Below are 20570 nucleotides of genomic sequence, written 5' to 3'. Positions count from 1 at the left end.
GTTAGTTCTGTTTTTTTCTTTTTAACTTAAATAGTTCGGGTGAAATTTGAATTTCCGGAACCACCCAGCCTTTATCCTCTAGGATCAAATCTTCAATCACTTCTGCAATCTGATTGGGTAACAAATATGATTTTGGATCATCATCAGGTTCAAAGTTTAAGTAATTATAAAAATCCGTTTTGGTGATGTCTGGGATGATCAAATGAACTTTTACACCAAACTTTCTAAGTTCAGCAAATAACTCTCTTGCGTAATGATGGATCCCTGCTTTAAGGGAAGCATATACATTCCCCCAAGGGGAAATTTCTTTTCCAGCAACAGATCCAATAAAAATAATTCGACCTTGGTTCTGCTTTAGAATACGAGTGAAATGACTTGTTAGCAACATAGGAGCTGTTATATGAAGATTCACCATCTCTCGAATTTTTTCAGAGGATAGTTCTTCGACAGGAGCAAAATAAGCAAGGCCAGCATTATGAACCAACAAACTAATATCTTTTTTCTCAAGGATTTGTTGGTTCATTAAATGATCTATTTCTTTAGAATTAGAAAGATCACATCCAATCAATTGGAACAAATCATGTTTAAAATCACATTTTTCTGGATGTTTACAAATCCCATAAACCTTGTATCCCGATCTAACTAACATTTGGGAAATGGAAAGTCCTATCCCTCGAGAAGCACCAGTAACGAAAGCAACTTTTTGTACGGTCACAGGCTTTCCATAAAGTCCCAAACAAGTTTAGAACCATCTAAAACATTTGTTGTTTTTCCTTGGTCAATGAAAGGGATCATTGGAGTTTCTCCAGGCCAACTATGTCCTAGACCATTTAATTGGATCAAACCAACTTTAGTATTTTCCGCACAGGATTCATATCGAATAAAATCTATTTTTAGTTCGGTAGATTCTTCTTTATAATTTTCTGTTTTTTGGTTAGCAGGTTCCTTACAAGAATTCCATTCTTTCCACCTTAAGATAGAGTCTTCTACAGAAAGAATTTCACCCCCATCTCTCACATAACCTCCACTAAATGGAACAATAGGATCTTCTGTCCCTGCCATAATACCAACAGAAACAGGATTAGATTTTAAAGTTAATTTTCTTTTAAGAGTGAAAACAGAAACTTGGGCCGCCACACTTAGAACTCCTTTCCATAACTCAGGTTTTTCTACAGCCAATCTTTGTGCCATAAAACCGCCGTTAGAATGCCCAACCAGAAAAATTTCTTTGGGATTTACCGAACCTTCTGCAATCAATCGTTTTACCAAAAGTTCAATGAAGGTAATGTCGTTGATTTTGTTTTCATCAGCAGGGGTATTCCCCCTCCCATCGGCCCAGCTCCTTTTATAACCGTCAGGAAATACAACAATGAAACCCTTCCTATCTGCTAAAAGATCCAACTTCGTTTGTTTGATCATAGAATTTCCTGATCCAAACCTGCCATGTAATGCCACGAGTAATCGTATTGGTGATCCGTTCCAACCTTTGGGATAATGTACAATATACGTCCTTTTTTGATTTTGAATTTCAATTGAATCTAATTTTTCGTTAGGAGCCAATTCTCGAAAAAATCCCATACAAGAAGAAGCTAAAATAAAAACGAATAAGATATTTAGAATTTTCATATATCTTTAATCTCCAATTCGGTAGCTTCCACCAATTGTTCTTTATAAATTCGTGTAGGCCATTGTATGATCATCAAAATGATTACAGGTATCCCTCTCCACTGGTCCATTCCAATATGATAAACAGATTCCCTTTCTATCACACCAAGTTTGGAATAACGAAATGTAAGGGTTTGTTCTGTCCGAATGTGAGAAGGAATCATTCCACCTGACAAAAAAGTAGCCAATAAATTAATCCGATGTAAAAATAAATATTTATAAACTGGGTCTTTTTTTTGTAAAATTAATTCCAACTCCAAATTTGAATTAGAATCTTCTACTAATCCTCGTTTGATGAGAGTTTCTAGTAATACCTTTTTTTCTTGTTCATAACGGTAAAACCCAGTGAATACAACTTTTATCTTATTTTTATCGATCGGTTGTAACTTACGTTCACTTGAAGTCACAGGATCAGGAAATGCTGCACAACCGACAGAAAAAATCAGAAGTATCAACTGAATGGACAAATGAATTAAAAAATTATATTTCATTACCTGAATCTCCTAAAAATTTTGATACTTTTTCTGTAAGGATAGGTTTCCATTCCTTACGATCATCACCCCAAACCAAAAGGAGCGAGACCCAACCAAACACTCGATAGGATTCCATCGGATACCTGTATTCTTTTTCAAGTTTTCCTTTTTTACTCAGCCTAAAGACCAAGTGGTCATCATCCCGATCAATATCAGGAACCACAAAAAAAGTACTGATTGCAATAAAGCGATTCAACAAATAAGCACCAAACCTTTCCGGGTTACGCTCCGGTAAATACGAAACAGGTTCTGATGATTCACCTAGAAAAAAAACAAACCTCGGACTCGATTCTAAAATGATTTGTAAATGGATATCTGAATTCGGTTGGTTTTGGTACCTGACCGATGAAAATTTTCCTGAATTTTGTAAAGCTGCTAAAATATAAGAAACACGACGACGATCCGTTTCACCATCCCATCCTATCAATTCATAACTTAACGACTTATCTTTTGTTCCAGTAGGAAAATCAATTTTGGGTCGTTCGGAAGAATAAAAAACAGCACAAGAAGATAAAGTAAGAAAGAAAATAGAAATTCCAATACGATTGATGATAACTTTATACATTTTGGCTACTTTTCCTTTTTCAATTCAAATTTTTGCAATTGGTATTCATTTCCATTCAGCAAAATGGAAATGGTCTGTGTTCCTAGATAATAAACTCGGGTAGTGATCGGTGCAAAAGAATGTCGTTTATTTATTTTTATTTTTTCTTTTGGCAATAAAACTCTTTCACCTAACTGAAATACTTTATGGCCATAAGAACCATTTGATAATAAAAAACCAATTTTATATTCTAATCTTATTTTTGTTTTATCTTTTGGTGTTTGTTCAAGAAAAACCTCAAACTCAAGTGAACTTCCAACCTTAACTTCTTTTTTTGATAAAGTAAGTTTTATTTTGGCCGGTTTCCATTTTGTATTATACGAAAAGAATCCTAGAGCCTTTTTATTTCCTTTTTTCAGAAGGGTTCGCAATGCATGTTTTAGATTTTTATCCAACTCTTTTGATTTACCGAATTTACCCTCACAAAATTCTAAAACCAAATTTGGATTTAATTTAGATATATCATTCAAATGATTGGCAACACTTCTACGGACAATTTCATTTTCATCATCCCAAAGAGTTTTGATTATCGATAAATGAATTTCGGGATTTCGTTTGATTTCAGGAATCCCAATTCCCCATGGCAACATAGGGCGACTTCCTTCACTTGCAAGCCTTCTGACAAAAGCCTCTTTATGTTTCGACCATTTCTGCATTTGTTTTAAAGTTTTATCGAAATGGTGTTTATAGAAAAAACGAATCGCAAACTCAGCACTAGAGAAAACTGTAATTTTTTCTAATGCCTTCATTGAAGTTTCGAAATCATCTAACCCAGTTTTGGTGACAAGATCGTTTAAAAAAATATAGGGGAAATTAAAGTCAGCGACCCCTTTTTCGCGAAGGTTACTAATTAATGAGATTATATTTGGATAAATACCAGCAATTGGCCCGGGCCAATTTTGGATCAATACATCAGAGAGTCGGTCTATCCTTTGTTTTAATTCCATGTCCCTCCAGGGGGAGGAAAAAACTTGTTTCTGGAATTCCAGTGGACTAATCCTCACATCCACTTGATTTAAGTGGTTTCCCAATTCGAGAACCCAATCAGGGGAATACATTTCTTTCAAAGGTTCCATACAAACTAGAACGAAATTACATTTCCCTACTCCCAATGAAATCGAAAAAACAATTTAAGAAAATTTACGCAATGCGCATATTTAGCAATTTTAGCCGATTTTCTGGGGGTAATCATGATAATTTGCCTAAGAGTGGCGGATACGCGTATATCTCGCCAGCCAGTTTGTTAGTTCGCAAACTAAAAGATGCTAAGTTGTAATTCTGTTTGGGAAGGTTCAAAAATAAAAATTTTCAGGGAATTTGGATAGTATCCAGAGAATATCTGCTAATCGGATATTACTCATTAAACAAAAGTTAATTTATATCTGCAATAGGCAAACAAACTGAAAAACAAGCACCCCGAGGAACCTCTTCTAATTCAATTGTTCCATCCATTTGCCGAATGATTTTTTTACAAATATCGAGACCTAACCCCATCCCACCACCATCTGGTTTTGTTGTAAAAAAGGGATCAAAAATTTTTCCTTTAATGGAATCAGAAATACCAATACCAGAATCGATGATCGATACTTTAATCCACTGGTCGATACATTGAATTTTGATCTCTAGAATACCGTTGTAAGCCATTGCTTGTAACGCGTTATTCAATAAATTAATCCATACTTGATTTAATTTATCTCTATTTCCTTTGCATTTTTTATCAGTTAAATAAGATTTAACGATTGTTACTTTAGTTAAATTGTAATGATAAAGAGAAAGGATAGTTTCCATTTCAAAAATGATATCGACATTCGTATTACTATGCAAAATATCTTTTTCGGAAACCAAATAACTTTTTAAAGCTTTTATCACATGTGTTGCCTTTTCAGAAGCAACAGAGATAATCTGATTCGAACGATATGCTGCAGAAATGCAGGCAACAACTTCTAAGATTTTTAATGAATTCTCACTTTCTAATAAATCAATTAACTCATCACCTAAACGAAAAGCCCCCGTTTCAAGAACAAGTTGCATATGTTCTCCATACAAATTCATTTTTTCAATGGATACATATTTAGAAGCCAACTCTTTCTTAATCGAACGTTCTGTCTTTCCTTCAATAAAAGTTTGATTCTTTAAACTTTCTTCTAATACTTTATGAAATCGATAAGAATCTTCAGCATTAAACCCAACAATGGCATCGATTGATCTGTTTAATTTATGATTCAAAAAATCAGAAAGTGAAAAATTCGACGAAACGATAGCTCCTAGTGGTGTGTTTAATTCATGGGCCATTCCGGCTGCCAACTGACCGAGAACGGCCAATTTTTCTGAAGCAAGAAGTCTATCTTGTGCTTCCGTTAATTCTCCAAGAGTATTTAGCGAACTTTGGTTCAGAACCTGCAGATAGTCATTCGAATGTTTTAATTCTTCGGTTCTAACCTCGACTTGTTTTTTTAGATTCTCTGCATATTTCTGATTTAATCTTCTTCTTTGAATCACACCAAATACTACTAAAGAAAACAGAATGACTCCAAAAGAATAATAAACAAAATCATAGTTAGTTGGTGGATTTGGATCATAGATAAATCCCTTTAGATTGATATTTTTAGGAAGCATTCCAAGTTCAGAATAAATATCGTTAATATGTTTCCACCGTCCTGGATTCATATATCCAATTTCCACAAGGACTGGTTGGATGAGCGGAGTCATTTGTTTTGCTTCAAAAAGTAATTTTTCCTTCGAGTTTTTTTGCGAATACTTTTCATAAATCAAATCAACAATTTCTTCCTGGTGGCTCATCGCATAGTGCCAACCTCGAAGGCTTGCTTCTCGAAATGCTTTTACCCTCTCTGGGTGTTCACGAACTTCCGCTTCGCTTGTAAAAAAATTATCACCATAAAAATCAATACCCGCAACTCTCGGAGAATATTCCACAAAAGGGAAACCTGCTTTCCTAAAATCATAAGCTTGAGTCGTTGCATAACCAGAATATGCATCGACTCTACCTGAAATTAAATCATCAGGATTAAATCTGTGCTCTAATATTTGTAAGTCTTTTAAATCAATTCCTTCTTTTTTTAAATAGGCAATAATTTCAAGCATTCTTGGGGTCAACATCACTCGTTTCCCAAACAAATCGTGAATGCTTTGGATATTTGAACTCTTTTTAAAAAACAAAACAGAAGGCGAGTGTTGGAAGATAACAGCAAGAATGACTACTGGTTTTCCGTGGTATCTTTCTTGGATTAATTCATTACTACCGACGCCATACTGGCCTGTAGACCGAATGACCTTCTCATGAATTCCTTTGACTCCAACTGTACTTTCCAGAAGTTCTACATCAAGCCCAGCTTCTTTATAATATCCTTTCTCTAAAGCTGTATAATAACCTGCAAATTGAAATTGATGGAACCACTTAAGATGGAGAGTGACCTTTTCCATCCCAAAAATTGGATTATGAAACGGAATTACAAGATAAACTAAAAAGACATAGTAAAACTTTTTAAAGTTAGCTCTCCCGCACATAGATTGTTTATATATAACTTTAATTTTTCAAATCAATAAATTAAATTAATTTGAGGATTTTATTTTGTGATAATTATTTGAACAGTGTGAAACTTGAATCGGATCCTACCAAGGAAAGAATCATTCCTTTATTCTATTTTTTACTTTTTCAATCCAATCTAAATTTAACTTTGTTTGTTTTTCTGCATATTCCAGTGTGAGCGACCAGTATTCTTGATCGGGATGTTTGTTCCAATCTCTGTCTAATTCTTTCTGAAAGCTCTTTAACGATTTTAAATCTTCTTTTTGTTTGTGAACTTCTTCCTCTAATTGTTTCGTCAAAAGTTTAGGACTCATATGCCTTCCAAAAAAAACTTTAAACAATAATTCGTTTCTTTGATTCGTTTGAATGGGTGATTTTTCCATCCATCGACGAAAAACATCTAAACCTGGACGCGTAATTTTATAGACTTTTTTCGTCTTTCCACTAACATCTGTTTTTTCCCATTCTCGAATTAGACCATCTTCTTCTAACTTAGATAACGTTGGATAAATTTGACCAAAACTCTCATTCCAAAAAAAACTTATGGTGGATTCAATATACTTTCTAATTTCATATCCATTCATTTCGCACTGTGAAAGGATACCTAATAGGGCATATTGAGTTTTACTTTCTCGTTTCATTTAATAAATCATTTCCCAAGGACTGCTAACGACTGAACAAACTCTGTCCATTTCAGGAAATCGCGAGTTTTACGAGTTCGCACCTGACCAAATATTTTTACCTTTACTGGAGAGACTCCACAAAACTCTAAAGTTCCAAATTTCAACAATTGAACTCCAGGAGATTTATTAAACCATTGATAATACCAACTTGGGGCATCCATCGTTACAAAGATACGTGCTGATTTACCTAACAAAAGTTTTTCAGGGAATGGAGAATCTTTCCTATACTTAAAAGAAAATCCTGGCAAAAACACACGATCGATCCAAGCTTTTAGAACTGCTGGCATACTTGCCCACCAACTCGGAAAAACAAAAACCAAATGATTTGCTTCCGCAATTAATTTTTGACTTTGGATCAAATCAGGTTCTAAGACTTGTGAAGAATCTTTTTTATGACCTGCATATAAATTATAATCGAATTTTAATTCTGAAAGTTTTAGGAAATTCACCGTATGGCCAGAAACTTTTGCAGCATTTACATAGGTTTCTGCTAAATGTCCACATAGTGAATTCGTATTCGGATGACCAAGTATCACAAGAATATTTTTATCTTTTGTTTTCATATACCACCGTATCTAATAGATATATCTATTAGATACTCATTATTCACGAAAAAGACATTTTTTTTACTAATCTTACTGTTCAGCGCAATAAAATTTTAAGTCACTCGTACATCCTACATTCAAATTACTGAGAACCGAAGCAGATGTGCTGATAGAATCACCCACAACGCCATTGCCAGAAATTGAGTTACCCCAGTTCGAACAATGATCCGGCTGTGAATCCCAAGAACTTCCCATTCCTGTCCATGTTGTCACAGATGCAGAGTCAATCCCAGCTTGAAGTGGAAAAATTAATAATGAAACCGCATTGGTACTTCCAATCAGAGTTATATTATCTGAGCGGTAATATGAGGTAAATGGTTTTAGAACCCAATCCACTTGCCCATCACCAAGATTTCCAGTGACGGTTGCCCTGCGTATTCCTGAATCAGTAACAAGCATTGCCTTGCATTGAGATCCCAAAGGACAATTCGGATCGGAAGAACAGGTGGCATCTGCTCCAGAAATACCACCTAAATTGCCTTTAGTGGTATTTGCATTGAGAAATAAATGTTTTTCATTATCCAAAATTTTCATAGAGATAAATTGCTCTTGGAGTTTTAGCGATGTATCCAAAGAAGTAGGAACGACCCGAATTAAAAAATCTCTAGTTCCATTCAAAAGTGAATCGTTGACTGCGGTGACTGTGACTGTTCTTTCCGAATTCCAATCCGAAGGTTTCCATTGAAACGAAGTTGGAGTTACAGTGGCAAATGCAGGATTGGAAACAATCACCTGAACATTTACTTCCTCTTTGGGTTCTGATCCAAAAGATACAGTAAAGTTTAAAGAAGATCCCTGAACTGAACTCCCGCCATACTCAGAAATTTGGCCAAACGATTGGCTTAGATTTAGACCAGGGTTATTTTTTATGATAACTCCCGGATAACAAACATTCTTATGATCCCCCACAAGTTCCGCTACCAAGGTAGTTTTAGCGTAAGCGTTTGTATTGGGGTCACAAGGGTTGTTGAGGGGAATTCTGCTACAAGAAAGGACAAGAACACTCAATAGAAAGGTTCTAAAAAACATGGGTAAAATATCTCTTACCTTTACCAGATCTTGGAGTTAGTAAATCTAAGCAATGATAAATAGAAATACTTTTCAGCTAACGTAACACAAATGAAACGCCAGAAAATTAATATTCAACACAGGATAATTTTAGCGGATTTGCACAACCATAGTTGGTTCCAAAAAATAAATTGTTAACCTCCTGAGTTCTGAATATAAGTCCTGAATCATTATTTACGAGCGACGTCCAAGTAAAACAACTAGTGTTTGTGTCATAAACCCATCCGGCAGTACCACCAAACCAGGCTCCATAATTTGTTGAGTGAATCGCATTGGAAAACGGAATTTGCAGTAATGAGGTATTGTTTGTATTCGAAATTAAAGTAGATCCACCAGTTAAATAATAATGTGCATTGGGATGTAAAACCCAATTGACTTGCCCATCACCTAAATTCGCAGTAACAGATGCAATGCGAGTGGTTCCATTCAAAATCATTGCCTTACATGTCGAACCATGTGGACATAAAGGATCTGAATTGCAAATGGCATCGGCACCTGCTACCCCGCCAAACCCACCACCTTGGTATGTACCAGAAGATAAAAATAATCTTTTTTCATTATCCAAAATTTCCATTTGGATCTCTGCAGGATTCAAATCTAGTTTTTTATCTTCTGAACTCGGACTTAAAATTACACGAAATTTACGAGTCCCGTTAAATATTGAATCGTTAACACCTGTCACTTGAATGTTCTGTGCGACAGACCAATTGTCCGCTTCAAAAATAAGCGTAGTTGGAGAAACTCGTGCAGAAATAGGATCAGAAACAACCAACTGTATTTGCACTTGTGTTTCCGGTTTTTCTTTTAGGCTAACCGTAAAATCAAGTGGACTTCCAAAAAGTAAACTTCCTCCTTCTTCCGAAACCACTCCTGATTTTGAACTTAAGGAAATCACGGTAGGAAAAAATTCAATCATACCTGTGGAACAGTATCCCTTTCCATTACCTAACAAATTAAAAAGAATTGTAGATTCTAAATAGGAATCGGAATTGATATCACAAGCATTGTTCATAGATTTATCACTGCAGGATAAAACCAAAACGAAAAAAGGAAGACAAAGAAATCGAAACATAGAATAGGAAGAATGTTTACCAATAGAGATAAAAACGGTATATTCACAACCAATAATAAAAAAATGATAATTTATTTCCTAAGTTTATCGTATTCCCTTAAACTAACAAACGTCATCTTAATGGATATCAGCAAATTCGTTACAGTTCTATTTAGAATCTAAAGAATAATTCTACTAAACTTTTAGTGATTTCAGAAATGAATCCATCATGTCATGAACTTCTTTTTTTGTAGATTCATCTATAATCTTACCATCTGCGGCAACTTTCCCTTTGACTCCAGAAATCAAAAGATTCGTATTTTCAGATAACTTTGCTCCAATTGTTTTTAAAACTAATAATAAAGATTCATGGGCTTTCTGCCCAACGGAAGCCGCAGTAATCAACGCAACAGGTTTATCTGTAAACACCACAGATGAAACTGCCCACTCCAATGCATTTTTCAAAACACCAGGAATACTAAATACATATTCAGGAGAACAAATCAGGATACCATCTGCATTCTGAATTTCATTTAAAAACTCCTTCACAATATTCGGAATGTTTTCATCCGAAATTCCCGACAAAAAAAATGGAAATTCAGAAATCCCTTCATATAGTTTGATATTAGAATCTTTTGAAAAATCGAGGAGGATGGTTTGCAAAATCTTTTTATTATAAGAGGTAGAACTAATTCCTCCAGAGATTGCGAGGATTTTTGGTTTTGAATTTTTCATGATTTAAATTGATATACCCATAATTTTTTTTGTTCCGTCCGTTTCTTTTGTATAAGAAAATAATTTTAATATAGAAAACTTTTCATATCCATTCTCTTCTGTTTGGTATTCCCAAAGCCATCCCCAAAGGCTTCCCCTTTTCAAATAACCTCTTTCCAATTCTGTTTTCTCCTGGTATAAGGCTCCGAGTAATATATATGTCGAATACTGTTGATCTGATTTTGTTTTATTGTGATAGTAACCGAGACCAGCGAGCATAAGTTCTGTTTTTTCTTCTTCTGAATCAAAAAGATAATAAAGAAACGGCCCATAGAGCCTAGACTTCTCTTTGTCCGCATCCGCAGTTCTGACTATTGGGAAAAAATTATATATGGTTTTATAAGACCTATCATCATAACCTAACCATAAAAAAGTAATTCTTTCCATCTCAGAAGGTTTTTTTTGAAAACCACTTAACAAACCACCCAAACTTTTAAATTTGTAGTTTGATTCTGTATTTTCCGACTCAAATAAATATAGGAAATTATAATAATGTCCTGTTTTGTTCCAGCTAAGATAATTTAGCAAAGTAAAAGTAGTAAAACTATCCTTTGTCCAAGAATTAAACGAAAGCGGAATCACTGAAAAACTAGTATTCGATTTATAAAAGGGGAATATCAAAAGATGAGATAATGATTCTTTTTTCTCGACATTGATGACAGGTTTCGTTTGAAACTTTGTTGCTAAGTCTGATTCCTTAGACCATTCCCAATCGATAAACCATAATATATTTGTTCTTGTCCCGCTCTCCCTCCAGTTTCGATAGAAAAAAGGAGTGACCCAAAGAGAACTTTCTTTTTGGTAATTAGAGTTATCTCGGTTTTCATAAGAAATCCATAAAGGCCAAAATAGAAAATCACGATGAGATCCAGATGGGTTTTCTGATTTCTGATAAATAGAAAATAAAGTATATGTATTACTTATCTTGGTTTCTGCTTTTTGATTTATACGATGAATGTAGAAAGGAAGAACCCTATGACCCGAACCTTGATCAGATTCATAAACATTTACAATGGGCCAAAGGTAAGATCGTTCCTTTCGATTGTCTTCTTTCGAATCTTCTGTCAGATATACATTAAGTAAATAAGCTCTGAATTCAGAATCTTTATCTTTTTGTTTTCCATACAATGGGAACAAAACTTTATATTCTAAATCATCTGATTGGTAACTCAGCCAGATTGGAAAAAACGGAGGCAGTAAAACAACATTATCATCAGAAGCCTCATCCCAGGTAAACCAAGCAAGTGGCAACAATCGAATGTGTTTTTTCGAATCGGATTTTTCGTATGAAAAAATTCCAAAAAGTAATTGATAACCAATAAAACTATTGCTATTTTCCCGATTAAATTCTCTTTTTTTCACAACCTTCGGATCAGTTGAATCTATAGTTTTATTTTTTGGAGTAGAACCAACACCACTCAATACTTTCGTTCTCTGAGAGAATCCAACTAAATTATAAAAAAGACCAAAGTCAAAATCAAGATATATATTTCCATCATTGGTCGCTAGATTTACATTGGCAGAATTTGTTTTGGTATACCACAATAAATTGATATGATAGTCTTCTTCCTCGTTCGCATAATTGAGGTACAATGGAAAAACTAGATCAAATTCTTTCCCTTCTGCACGGTAATGTGCAATGAACGGAAATCCCACAAACAATCGCTCTTCCTTGGCTTTGTTTGTCCAAAAGTAAATTGGGCCGAACCAATATTCGTTAATATTCGTATGATGATTTTGATAAAACAAAATCAAAGGAAGGAATAAATAATTATCTTTCGAATAATAAATTAAAGGGAAAATAGAAAAATTATGAAACCCTTTTTGATCACTAACCTCTGAGTGAAATAATGTCAAAAAACGAGTGTAATGATTTCTGTTTTCACCAGAAATATCTCGATTATGGTAATATAACAATGGAATAACGGGAAACCCCAACTTACTTTTTGTTTCACTTCTACTTGAGAAAAAAAATGGAATGGAAGTCATATAAGAACTCCCCGTATCTTTTCCCCAAAACAGAAAAGGATAAAAAGATTGGTCAACTGCATCCTTTTCTACTGTTCGGTTTAAGTTGATGATTCGTTTATATTCACGATGATCCGATTTACTTTGAATATGATAGTAAAAAGGAAACACGGACTTTGTTTTGGCTTTAGGGTAATCATAAAAGCGATAAATTCCAAGAGCACGAACAGAATAATGATTTGTCCAATTTTCTACATCATAAAAAATATTACTGGATGTAAACTTAGCACTCCTTTCACTTCCATAAACCTGTATTTCTTTTTCAGATTCCAAATCTGCCCAAGTTTTTGAGAAAATTCCATACGAAAAAATAAAGATAACGAAAATAAAAATATTTTTAACCAAATTAATGATCATTCTTTCGGCCCTCGAACTTTATTCCTATTGAATCAACAATACATCGTTTCTGATTAAAAAACTAATTTGTTGTTTTGGATGGTTCTTTCATTGGAAGAACAACTACCCTTCTCGTTTTTTTCGGAATATGTTCTATAATCTCTGCTGATTTTGGTATTTTAATATTTTTGTTACCACTGGTATATTGATAATTTATTTCTGACAACAAAATCGGTTTAGAGGAAGGGTACATTTGGCCAATTTGTTTTTTCCCATCCCGATCATAAAATGGAATCACTGATTTAGAAATAGAACGATAAGGAAGATAACTAGAAACCTTAGTCAAACGTCCTTCTTTATCATATTGATAATCATTATAACCCAAAACAATTTCCTCATTAGAAACAATGATTCCGTCCATGATATCCTCGGTGAACTCATAAGTTCCTTTTCCCAAACCGACCACAAAAGCAGTCCCAGTAGAAGCAACATATACGATACCAAAAGCAGCAAAGGCGACTACAGCCGAGGTGGCATACACAGGCATATAAACAGGAGAGCTATCTCCGGCCCTTCTAATATCATACTCAGTACGAAAGCGATAACCAAAAGAAAAATGTTTCGAAACATTCACAGCATAGTAAACTGGATAATGTAAATATTCTTCTGGGCTCAGATTTAAGTCTTTTGAATCAACGAGTATAGCAATACTTCTTACAATTCGATTGGATTTTTTATCTCGAAGAAGTCCATAATACATTTCTCCATGAGACGAGGGTCTTTCTATAGGTTCGGATACCTCTGGAAGCAAAGACTCGGAAAACTCTAATTTTTTGACAAATTGTGGCGGGTTTAGCGCAGTATTAAGATTTTCTTTTGGTATGTATACTTTTTGCGTTGAACAAGAATAAAAAGATAAAAGCAAAACACACGTAATGCTATTTAAAAATATAGATTTCATTTCAATATGAAATAAATGAAAAAATAGAGATAAGAAACAATCAATTTTTAATGATTAGATTCAAAATCAGCGCCTTCCAAATAAAACCATTAATTATTTGAGAATTTCTAATATTTATAAGTTTCTACAACAGTTTGTAAATGTTCCCCTGTAACCTCAATGTCTTTTGCTGTTTCAAGAAGAACTAAGGAATTATCAGCGATTACTTGTGTGCCTGTAGCGATTGTCTCTATAGATTTAGAAATTTCTTCAACCGCTATTCTCTCTTGAGAAGCGGCGCTCAGAATCTGAAGAGAATTTTCATTGATCCTATGCACTGACTCCACGATCCGATTGGTATCCGAAGTTTGTTTGTCCTGAGCTATCCTCACGAGTTTCGCCGTTTCTTGGATTTTAGAAATATTGTTTAATAGATCAAGAAAACTTTCTTCCGTATTTTTCATTAGGCCAACACTTGTTTTGATAGCATCTTTTGTATCGGTGGTTAGCGATTGGATATTTCTTGTGTTAAGAGCCGTTTGTTCTGCAAGTTTTCCAATTTCTTGTGCAACCACTGCAAACCCTCGGCCGAGTTCACCAGCCCTTGCAGCTTCGATTGAGGCATTGAGTGCAAGTAAATTAGTTCTCTCCGAAATCTCGTTGATAATAATTACAACTTCATCAATGAGTTCTGCTTTTTTATTTACAACATAAATTGAATCTGCTGTATCTTTTGTTGTTAACATCCCATCGTTTGCCTTTTTATAAAATTCTTCTGTAAGATTGGTCATTGCCATCATTGCATTAGCAACCTCAGACATTGCCATTTTAAAATCTAAAGTTACTTTTTCGATTTCTTTCAAGTGATCTGCTTGTGCAGAAATACTAACAAAAACATTCTCAACGGAAGCCGCCAACTCTTCGGTGGCAGCAGATGTTTCTTCTGTTGAGGCGGCTTGGTCTTGCGTTGTTACCGAATAATTACGAACTAAACTTGCTGCACCTTTTGATTTGTCGGATAACTCACCAGATACTTGTCTCAGAACAAATACAATCTCAGTTATATTTAAGATGAAAACTCCCATCCACTTGAGAAGGCCTCCGATTTCATCGTTAATTCCATAATCCAAGTTTTCTTTTAATTCCCCTGAACCACGTACGATCTGGCTAATGATATTTGTACTATTTCTAATCACGGACATAATGCTTTGAATAATTAGATATTGGAGAATCACTAATAAAACTAAGGTCACTGAAGTAAGAACAAGGATGGCCCTGGCAGAATTTTTTGCAAGATTGGCTCTCTCTGTAAACTTCTCTGAGAGTTGTTTGGATATGAGTTCGTTTACATTAAAGATTTGATCCACCAAATTCGTTGTCGCATTGTAATATTCAAGGGGTTTTACTGTTGGTATTTTTTCTTTGATGATTCTAGATTGAATCAGTTCACGTAAACTAGGGAAGTCTCCTTCCGCATGTTTGTATGCATCCACAATCGTTTTGCTATCAGGATTGAACTTGGTAATTGATGACATACTGACGGCAATGGATTCAAAATGACCTAAAACAGATCCCATGATCTCTTGGATCAAATTTTTTTCTGACGGATCTGCGTTCACTCCTTTCACCAAATAAGCAAGTCCAGTTCCCCGAAGTTGTCCCAGTTTTTCAGCTAAATATGGTAACTTGGTCAAAGATACATCGATCATAAAGTAAGTATCTTTATCTGGATCTAAAAACAATCCCGAAGACTCACCTACTTCATTATTTACATTTAACATTTTTTTAATCAGGCTAACATGTTCTTTATAACTTTCCTTTGTCGTTAAGTTTGCGTTGATATCTCTTAGATGATTCCAATTTTTGAATATTTCTATGGACAATTCATAAACCTGAAAACGATTTCCTTCCGTCTCATTTAAATCTAAAAACACTTTAAAAGCGACTTCTAGTTCCTTTTCAATAGCGACAGCACCTTCTTTGGCTGTGAGATCTCCACTCAAAACTCGAGCCATAAAGCCACGGTGTTTTGCGGTAAGCCGCATTAGTTTTGCTAAACTTAAATTGTATTCTGCTCCTTTGAGTCGGTTAAAAGCTCCTTCATATTCCTGGTTTTTAATTAAAATCAAATTGATACCCAAAACCAACATGAGGATCGCCATAAGACCAAACACAAAGAGAAGTTTGGTCTTTATTTTAAACTTATATAATATTTTTTGCGGATTCAAACTAAAACCAGCTTCTATTGTCTCGGGATTTAAATAGAAACGTTCACCCTCTGTGATTTGCCTTTCTGAAGCCGACCTTATGACATACATATACCCCAAAGTATTTCCTTCGGTATCGTAATAAGGTGTTATGGTTGTATTAGCCCAAAAATAATTTCCCGACTTGGTTTGATTTTTCAAAAAGCCATTCCAAGGTTCATTCGATTTTAAGGTTTTCTGAATGTTTATGTATATGGATTCAGGAGTTTCAGGATGTTGTATCTTTTGAAAGGACTGACCCAATAACTCATTCAGTTCAAATTCACTGAATCTCAGCAAATCTTCGTTAACAGACACGATTTTACCCGCAAGGTCGGTTTTAATCGATAAAGTGGTGTTTTGTGGGATTTTAACCTGAAAACTCATACCGATGCTCCAAACTAAATATTGAATCTAGAAAGAATGAAAAATGAACGAACGAATATGAAAATATGTTAAAACTATCAGATATTTATCTCTAGCTGACAGGACTTGGAAATTCTTTTTTTAGAGATATTCAAAAAAAATAAGTTCCCTAGAGGGGAGTTTTCCTCAGCTAACACGACTTCCGAACTCAAGTTTCTAGTTTTTTCCAGGAATTTCTAAAAAACGACCTCTCTTCTTAGCAAAACCAAGAGATAACAAAAAAAACATAACTCTCGTTAACTATATAAATAAAAACGCAAACACCATTTTTATGATTTCGATCTCGAATTAATGATCCAAAAAAAATAACTCATCTATAATCAGAGCCAAAGGAAACATCAAAGAAAATAAGCACAGTATTTTTAATTAAGAAAATTATACTAACAATTGATAAATGACAAAAAACATAAACAATATTCGAACTATTCTAATAATAATTATAATTTATAAAACCATCGTTTGAATCTTATATTCATTCTAATATTTGAATTTATTAAATTTTAAAAATTTAAGTCGCCTTTGTTTATTTTAAAAAGATACTGTGTACATTGTGTTATAAATATGTCTCGATGAATCAAAAATTACGATTCATTTTATAATCATTCAAAATTTTATAAAATGCTTCATAAGAAGATGGAGGGTCTGGTAGTGGTCGTAAAAAGAAGCGATGTCATTATAGTCGGAGCGGGAATCGCTGGTTTGGTGGCGGCATATGAATGTCTAAACCAAGGGAAATCTGTTTTAATTATTGAAAGAAATACCGAGGAACATTTCGGCGGTCTCGCAAAATTATCGTTTGGTGGTATGGCCCTAGTAGGAACTCCACTGCAAAAACGTCTTGGAATCAAAGATACTCCCGCAATTGCTTTGGAAGATTGGAACTCTTTTGCCAATTTTGGAGCAGACGATGTTTTACCAAAAAAATGGGCTGAACAATATGTTCACGAAAGTGTGGGGCAAGTGTATCATTGGCTTGCAAACCTTGATCTGAATTTTTTTCCCGTAGTCAATTGGGTAGAACGCGGATTATACCATAGAGGAAATTCCGTTCCTCGTTATCATGTTCTTTGGGGAACAGGGTACAGGCTCGTAGAAAGATTTGAAGAATTATTAAAGAAATATCTTCAAAATGGAAAATTAAAATATCTTTTTGAACACAAAGTTACTGATTTAATCAAAGAAAATGGAAGGATTGTTGGTTGCATCGCCGAACAAGAAAAAACGGAGAGTAAAGATCTATTATTTTATGCAGATCATGTGATTGTAGCAACTGGTGGGATCACAGGTTGTTTGGATAAAGTAAGAGAACACTGGTACAAACCTTGGGGGCAAGCACCGAAAGAAATGCTGAACGGTTCCCATCCCTATGCGGATGGTTTGGTTCATGAAGCCGTGAGTCGGCATGGGGGCAATCTAACACATCTAGATAAAATGTGGAATTATGCCGCAGGGATTCCCAATCCAAAACCGCAATTTGAAGCACATGGACTCAGTTTGATCCCTTGTAAGTCAGCTTTATGGTTGGATCATTCGGGTCGTCGAATTGGACCCGAACCTATGATGACAGGATTTGATACCAATGAACTTTGTCGACGTATCTCTCAACTAGAAAAACCCCATACTTGGCAATTACTCAACTGGAGAATTGCTGCCAAGGAACTAGCAGTTTCCGGTTCGGAACATAACCCGATGATCCGTGACCGAAAGTTGGTTTCTTTCCTAAAGGAAATTTTACTTGGTAACCACCGTCTGATACGCCAGTTACAAAAAGAAAGTGATCATTTCATCGTGGCAAAGAACTTACATGAATTAGTTGATAAAATGAATCAATTAAATGGCGACCAGTCCATCAATTATGAAGTTTTAAAACAAGAAATCACTCAATATGATGATGTGATCAAACGTGGGAAAGGACAATGGAATGATGATCAATTAAGACGAATCCTACATGCTAGGTCTTGGCGTTCTGATAAGTTCCGCACTTGCGCGCCAAAACCGATTCTTGATCCAAGTGCAGGTCCTCTCATTGCCATTAAACTCCGATTAATTACAAGAAAAAGTTTAGGTGGGATTCAAACCGATTTACAAAGCCGCGTATTGGACAAGTTAGGTGCTCCTATCGATGGTTTGTACGCAGTTGGTGAAGCCGCAGGATTTGGGGGTGGTGGTGCTAGTGGTTTTAAATCTTTAGAAGGAACTTTTTTATCAGGATGTATACTCACTGCAAGAGCAGCCGCTAAGTCGATCCATGAAAACCTTTCATAAAAAACAAAACAAATTAGAGGAGTATTAATATGAAAAAAACAGGTGCTTGGTTAGTAAGATATGCTTTGGAACAAATTGGAGTTCGTTATACCTTTGGCATTCCAGGAGTTCACAATACTGAAATTTATGATGAGTTAAATAATTCTGATTCAATCCAACCGATGCTCGTGACCCACGAGGGTTGTGGCGCGTTTATGGCTGATGCCATCAGTCGCACGAGTGATTCTATTGGGACAGTTGTCATCGTGCCAGCAGCAGGTGTGACTCATGCGGCCAGTGGGATTGGCGAAGCTTTTTTAGATGGGATTCCGATGCTCGTCATTGCTGGTGGAGTCAGAAGTGATTCCCAATTTAAATATCAATTACATGATATGGACCAACATACCCTACTCAAACCCATAACAAAAAAAACCTTCAAAGTGAATACACAAGAGGAAGTAGTAAAAACGCTTTACGAAGCTTATCAAATTGCTGTTAGTGGAGAGCCAGGACCAGTATTTGTGGAGATTCCGGTAAATATCCAACTCTACACGGGTGAAGTGGAAAATTTACCAAGTTATGAAGAATATTGCAAAGAAAAAAATATAACTACCCTTACGTTTTCTGAATCAAGTCTCGATGAAGCTGTTGAGTTATTATGTAAGGCGAAATCACCAGGATTGTTTCTTGGATGGGGGGCAGTAGATGCAGCAGATTCTAGTGTAGAAATTGCGGAACTAATAGGTGCACCAGTGGCCACCACCTTACAGGGACTAAGTGCATTCCCAGCCAACCACCCATTGCATTGCGGAATGAGTTTTGGTCCTGCTGCCGTTCCAGCAGCCACAAAGGCTTTTTCGGAATGTGATTGTTTACTCGCAGTAGGAACTCGTTTTGCTGAAATTGCGACAGCTAGTTTCGGAGTGACAGTCCCTAAAAATTTAATCCATATAGACATCAACCCCAATGTATTTAACGCAAATTATCCGGCAAAAGTGACCATCCAAGGTGATGCGAAACTGATTTTGCCAGAGCTTGTGAAAAAGTTAAAAGCCAAAATTCTCCTGAATGATTTGAGCCGAAAAGACCGAATGCAAATTGTCTCATCCGAGATTAAACTCAATAAACAAAACTATCTAGAGGAATGGTTCCAACATGATAGTAAAGATCGAGTGAACCCAGCAAGGTTCTTCACCGCCTTAAGAACTACATTGCCAGATGATGGGTTTGTTGTGGTAGATGATGGTAATCATACCTTCCTCACGGCAGAACTGATGCCGATTCACAAACCAAGACATATGATCTCTCCCACAGATTTTAATTGTATGGGTTATGCAGTGCCAGCCACCATTGCCACAAAACTTGCCAACCCAGATAAGGCCGTTGTTAGTATTATTGGTGATGGGGCTTTTCTTATGACTTGTATGGAAATTGTGACTGCTAGTACAAACAATATTGGAGCAGTGTTTGCTGTATTCAATGATGGGGAGTTGTCTCAGATTGCCCAAGCCCAACAAGTTCCATACAATCGAAAAACGTGTACGGTTCTTGGAAACACTCGTTTTGAAGGAATTGCTCTAGCAACCGGAGCCGAATACTTGCGGATAGAAAACAATGAAGACATCGAAAGGCAGTTAGAAACTGCTTGGAACTTGGCAGGACAAGGCCGACCTGTCATCCTAGATGTGCACATTGATTACAGTAAAAAAACTCGTTTCACCCAAGGGATTGTAGGAACCAATCTAAAGCGCTTGCCTTTTGCTGCCAAACTCAGAATGATAGGTAGAGCCCTAGTGCGGAGAGTCACGGGTTAGGATGTT

The 20570-nt window shown here is 35.5% G+C and carries 16 protein-coding genes; 2 read left to right on the top strand and 14 right to left on the bottom strand.

Translation table 11 applies throughout. The features are described from left to right. Nucleotide 1: 1 nt before the first annotated feature. From CH361_RS05665 to CH361_RS05600, 14 genes are all read right to left on the bottom strand, one after another. Nucleotides 2-715, bottom strand: a complete 714-nt coding sequence (locus CH361_RS05665; protein WP_100789846.1) for an SDR family oxidoreductase — start codon at nt 713-715, stop codon at nt 2-4. Next, nucleotides 712-1626, bottom strand: a complete 915-nt coding sequence (locus tag CH361_RS05660) for a CE1 family esterase (protein ID WP_100789845.1) — start codon at nt 1624-1626, stop codon at nt 712-714. Before CH361_RS05660 ends, CH361_RS05665 begins: the two co-directional genes overlap by 4 nt. Next, on the bottom strand, nt 1623-2156 hold the full coding sequence (locus tag CH361_RS05655; RefSeq protein WP_100789844.1) for a hypothetical protein: 534 nt from the start codon (nt 2154-2156) through the stop codon (nt 1623-1625). Before CH361_RS05655 ends, CH361_RS05660 begins: the two co-directional genes overlap by 4 nt. Beyond that, nucleotides 2146-2763: a hypothetical protein gene (locus CH361_RS05650; RefSeq protein WP_100789843.1), complete on the bottom strand. Its 618-nt coding sequence runs from the start codon at nt 2761-2763 to the stop codon at nt 2146-2148. Before CH361_RS05650 ends, CH361_RS05655 begins: the two co-directional genes overlap by 11 nt. A 5-nt stretch (nt 2764-2768) precedes the next feature. Next, entirely contained in the window at nt 2769-3878 is a 1110-nt protein-coding gene (locus CH361_RS05645) for a DNA alkylation repair protein (protein ID WP_100789842.1), read from the bottom strand. Between the two features lie 295 nt (nt 3879-4173). Continuing rightward, nucleotides 4174-6243, bottom strand: coding sequence for an ABC transporter substrate-binding protein (locus CH361_RS05640; RefSeq protein ID WP_244279656.1), 2070 nt, complete (start codon nt 6241-6243; stop codon nt 4174-4176). Nucleotides 6244-6447: 204 nt separating this feature from the next. After that, the gene (locus tag CH361_RS05635; RefSeq protein WP_100789840.1) at nt 6448-6990 is read right to left on the bottom strand and encodes a PadR family transcriptional regulator; all 543 of its coding nucleotides are present in this window, start codon (nt 6988-6990) and stop codon (nt 6448-6450) included. An 8-nt stretch (nt 6991-6998) separates the two neighbouring features. Beyond that, a complete protein-coding gene (locus tag CH361_RS05630) occupies nt 6999-7595 on the bottom strand; it encodes an NAD(P)H-dependent oxidoreductase (protein WP_100789839.1) in 597 nt (198 codons plus the stop codon). Nucleotides 7596-7667: 72 nt separating this feature from the next. Next, on the bottom strand, nt 7668-8666 hold the full coding sequence (locus CH361_RS05625) for a DUF1554 domain-containing protein (RefSeq protein WP_100789838.1): 999 nt from the start codon (nt 8664-8666) through the stop codon (nt 7668-7670). Between the two features lie 106 nt (nt 8667-8772). Next, nucleotides 8773-9717 (bottom strand): DUF1554 domain-containing protein, encoded by a 945-nt coding sequence (locus tag CH361_RS05620; RefSeq protein ID WP_244279610.1) that lies wholly within the window; start codon nt 9715-9717, stop codon nt 8773-8775. 234 nt (nt 9718-9951) lie between these two features. Further along, nucleotides 9952-10491 carry an NADPH-dependent FMN reductase gene (locus CH361_RS05615; protein WP_100789836.1) on the bottom strand — a complete coding sequence of 180 codons (540 nt, stop codon included), beginning with the start codon at nt 10489-10491 and terminating at the stop codon, nt 9952-9954. A gap of 3 nt (nt 10492-10494) precedes the next feature. After that, complete coding sequence (locus CH361_RS05610; protein WP_244279608.1) at nt 10495-12915, bottom strand: LA_1737 family protein; 2421 nt, start codon at nt 12913-12915, stop codon at nt 10495-10497. A 61-nt stretch (nt 12916-12976) separates the two neighbouring features. Next, on the bottom strand, nt 12977-13654 hold the full coding sequence (locus CH361_RS05605) for a hypothetical protein (protein ID WP_244279606.1): 678 nt from the start codon (nt 13652-13654) through the stop codon (nt 12977-12979). Between the two features lie 308 nt (nt 13655-13962). Further along, nucleotides 13963-16467 carry a methyl-accepting chemotaxis protein gene (locus CH361_RS05600; RefSeq protein ID WP_100789834.1) on the bottom strand — a complete coding sequence of 835 codons (2505 nt, stop codon included), beginning with the start codon at nt 16465-16467 and terminating at the stop codon, nt 13963-13965. A gap of 657 nt (nt 16468-17124) precedes the next feature. Here CH361_RS05600 and CH361_RS05595 point away from each other — a divergent pair. Both CH361_RS05595 and CH361_RS05590 read left to right on the top strand, forming a co-directional pair. Then, a complete protein-coding gene (locus CH361_RS05595; RefSeq protein WP_244279604.1) occupies nt 17125-18771 on the top strand; it encodes an FAD-binding dehydrogenase in 1647 nt (548 codons plus the stop codon). A 29-nt stretch (nt 18772-18800) separates the two neighbouring features. Next, nucleotides 18801-20564: a thiamine pyrophosphate-binding protein gene (locus tag CH361_RS05590; RefSeq protein ID WP_100789832.1), complete on the top strand. Its 1764-nt coding sequence runs from the start codon at nt 18801-18803 to the stop codon at nt 20562-20564. The last annotated feature ends 6 nt before the right edge of the window (nt 20565-20570 follow it).

The sequence above is a fragment of the Leptospira brenneri genome (assembly GCF_002812125.1).
GTDB classification, from domain to species: domain Bacteria; phylum Spirochaetota; class Leptospiria; order Leptospirales; family Leptospiraceae; genus Leptospira_A; species Leptospira_A brenneri.
This window is presented reverse-complemented; position numbering and strand designations above follow the sequence as displayed.

What these genes read in the sequence shown, in the direction of transcription:
- CH361_RS05660 (WP_100789845.1), bottom strand. Translation starts at nt 1,626, where the DNA reads ATGAAAATTCTAAATATCTTATTCGTTTTTATTTTAGCTTCTTCTTGT.
- CH361_RS05655 (WP_100789844.1), bottom strand. Translation starts at nt 2,156, where the DNA reads ATGAAATATAATTTTTTAATTCATTTGTCCATTCAGTTGATACTTCTG.
- CH361_RS05650 (WP_100789843.1), bottom strand. Translation starts at nt 2,763, where the DNA reads ATGTATAAAGTTATCATCAATCGTATTGGAATTTCTATTTTCTTTCTT.
- CH361_RS05645 (WP_100789842.1), bottom strand. Translation starts at nt 3,878, where the DNA reads ATGGAACCTTTGAAAGAAATGTATTCCCCTGATTGGGTTCTCGAATTG.
- CH361_RS05640 (WP_244279656.1), bottom strand. Translation starts at nt 6,243, where the DNA reads ATGGAAAAGGTCACTCTCCATCTTAAGTGGTTCCATCAATTTCAATTT.
- CH361_RS05635 (WP_100789840.1), bottom strand. Translation starts at nt 6,990, where the DNA reads ATGAAACGAGAAAGTAAAACTCAATATGCCCTATTAGGTATCCTTTCA.
- CH361_RS05630 (WP_100789839.1), bottom strand. Translation starts at nt 7,595, where the DNA reads ATGAAAACAAAAGATAAAAATATTCTTGTGATACTTGGTCATCCGAAT.
- CH361_RS05625 (WP_100789838.1), bottom strand. Translation starts at nt 8,666, where the DNA reads ATGTTTTTTAGAACCTTTCTATTGAGTGTTCTTGTCCTTTCTTGTAGC.
- CH361_RS05620 (WP_244279610.1), bottom strand. Translation starts at nt 9,717, where the DNA reads ATGAACAATGCTTGTGATATCAATTCCGATTCCTATTTAGAATCTACA.
- CH361_RS05615 (WP_100789836.1), bottom strand. Translation starts at nt 10,491, where the DNA reads ATGAAAAATTCAAAACCAAAAATCCTCGCAATCTCTGGAGGAATTAGT.
- CH361_RS05610 (WP_244279608.1), bottom strand. Translation starts at nt 12,915, where the DNA reads ATGATCATTAATTTGGTTAAAAATATTTTTATTTTCGTTATCTTTATT.
- CH361_RS05605 (WP_244279606.1), bottom strand. Translation starts at nt 13,654, where the DNA reads ATGTATTATGGACTTCTTCGAGATAAAAAATCCAATCGAATTGTAAGA.
- CH361_RS05600 (WP_100789834.1), bottom strand. Translation starts at nt 16,467, where the DNA reads ATGAGTTTTCAGGTTAAAATCCCACAAAACACCACTTTATCGATTAAA.
- CH361_RS05595 (WP_244279604.1), top strand. Translation starts at nt 17,125, where the DNA reads ATGCTTCATAAGAAGATGGAGGGTCTGGTAGTGGTCGTAAAAAGAAGC.
- CH361_RS05590 (WP_100789832.1), top strand. Translation starts at nt 18,801, where the DNA reads ATGAAAAAAACAGGTGCTTGGTTAGTAAGATATGCTTTGGAACAAATT.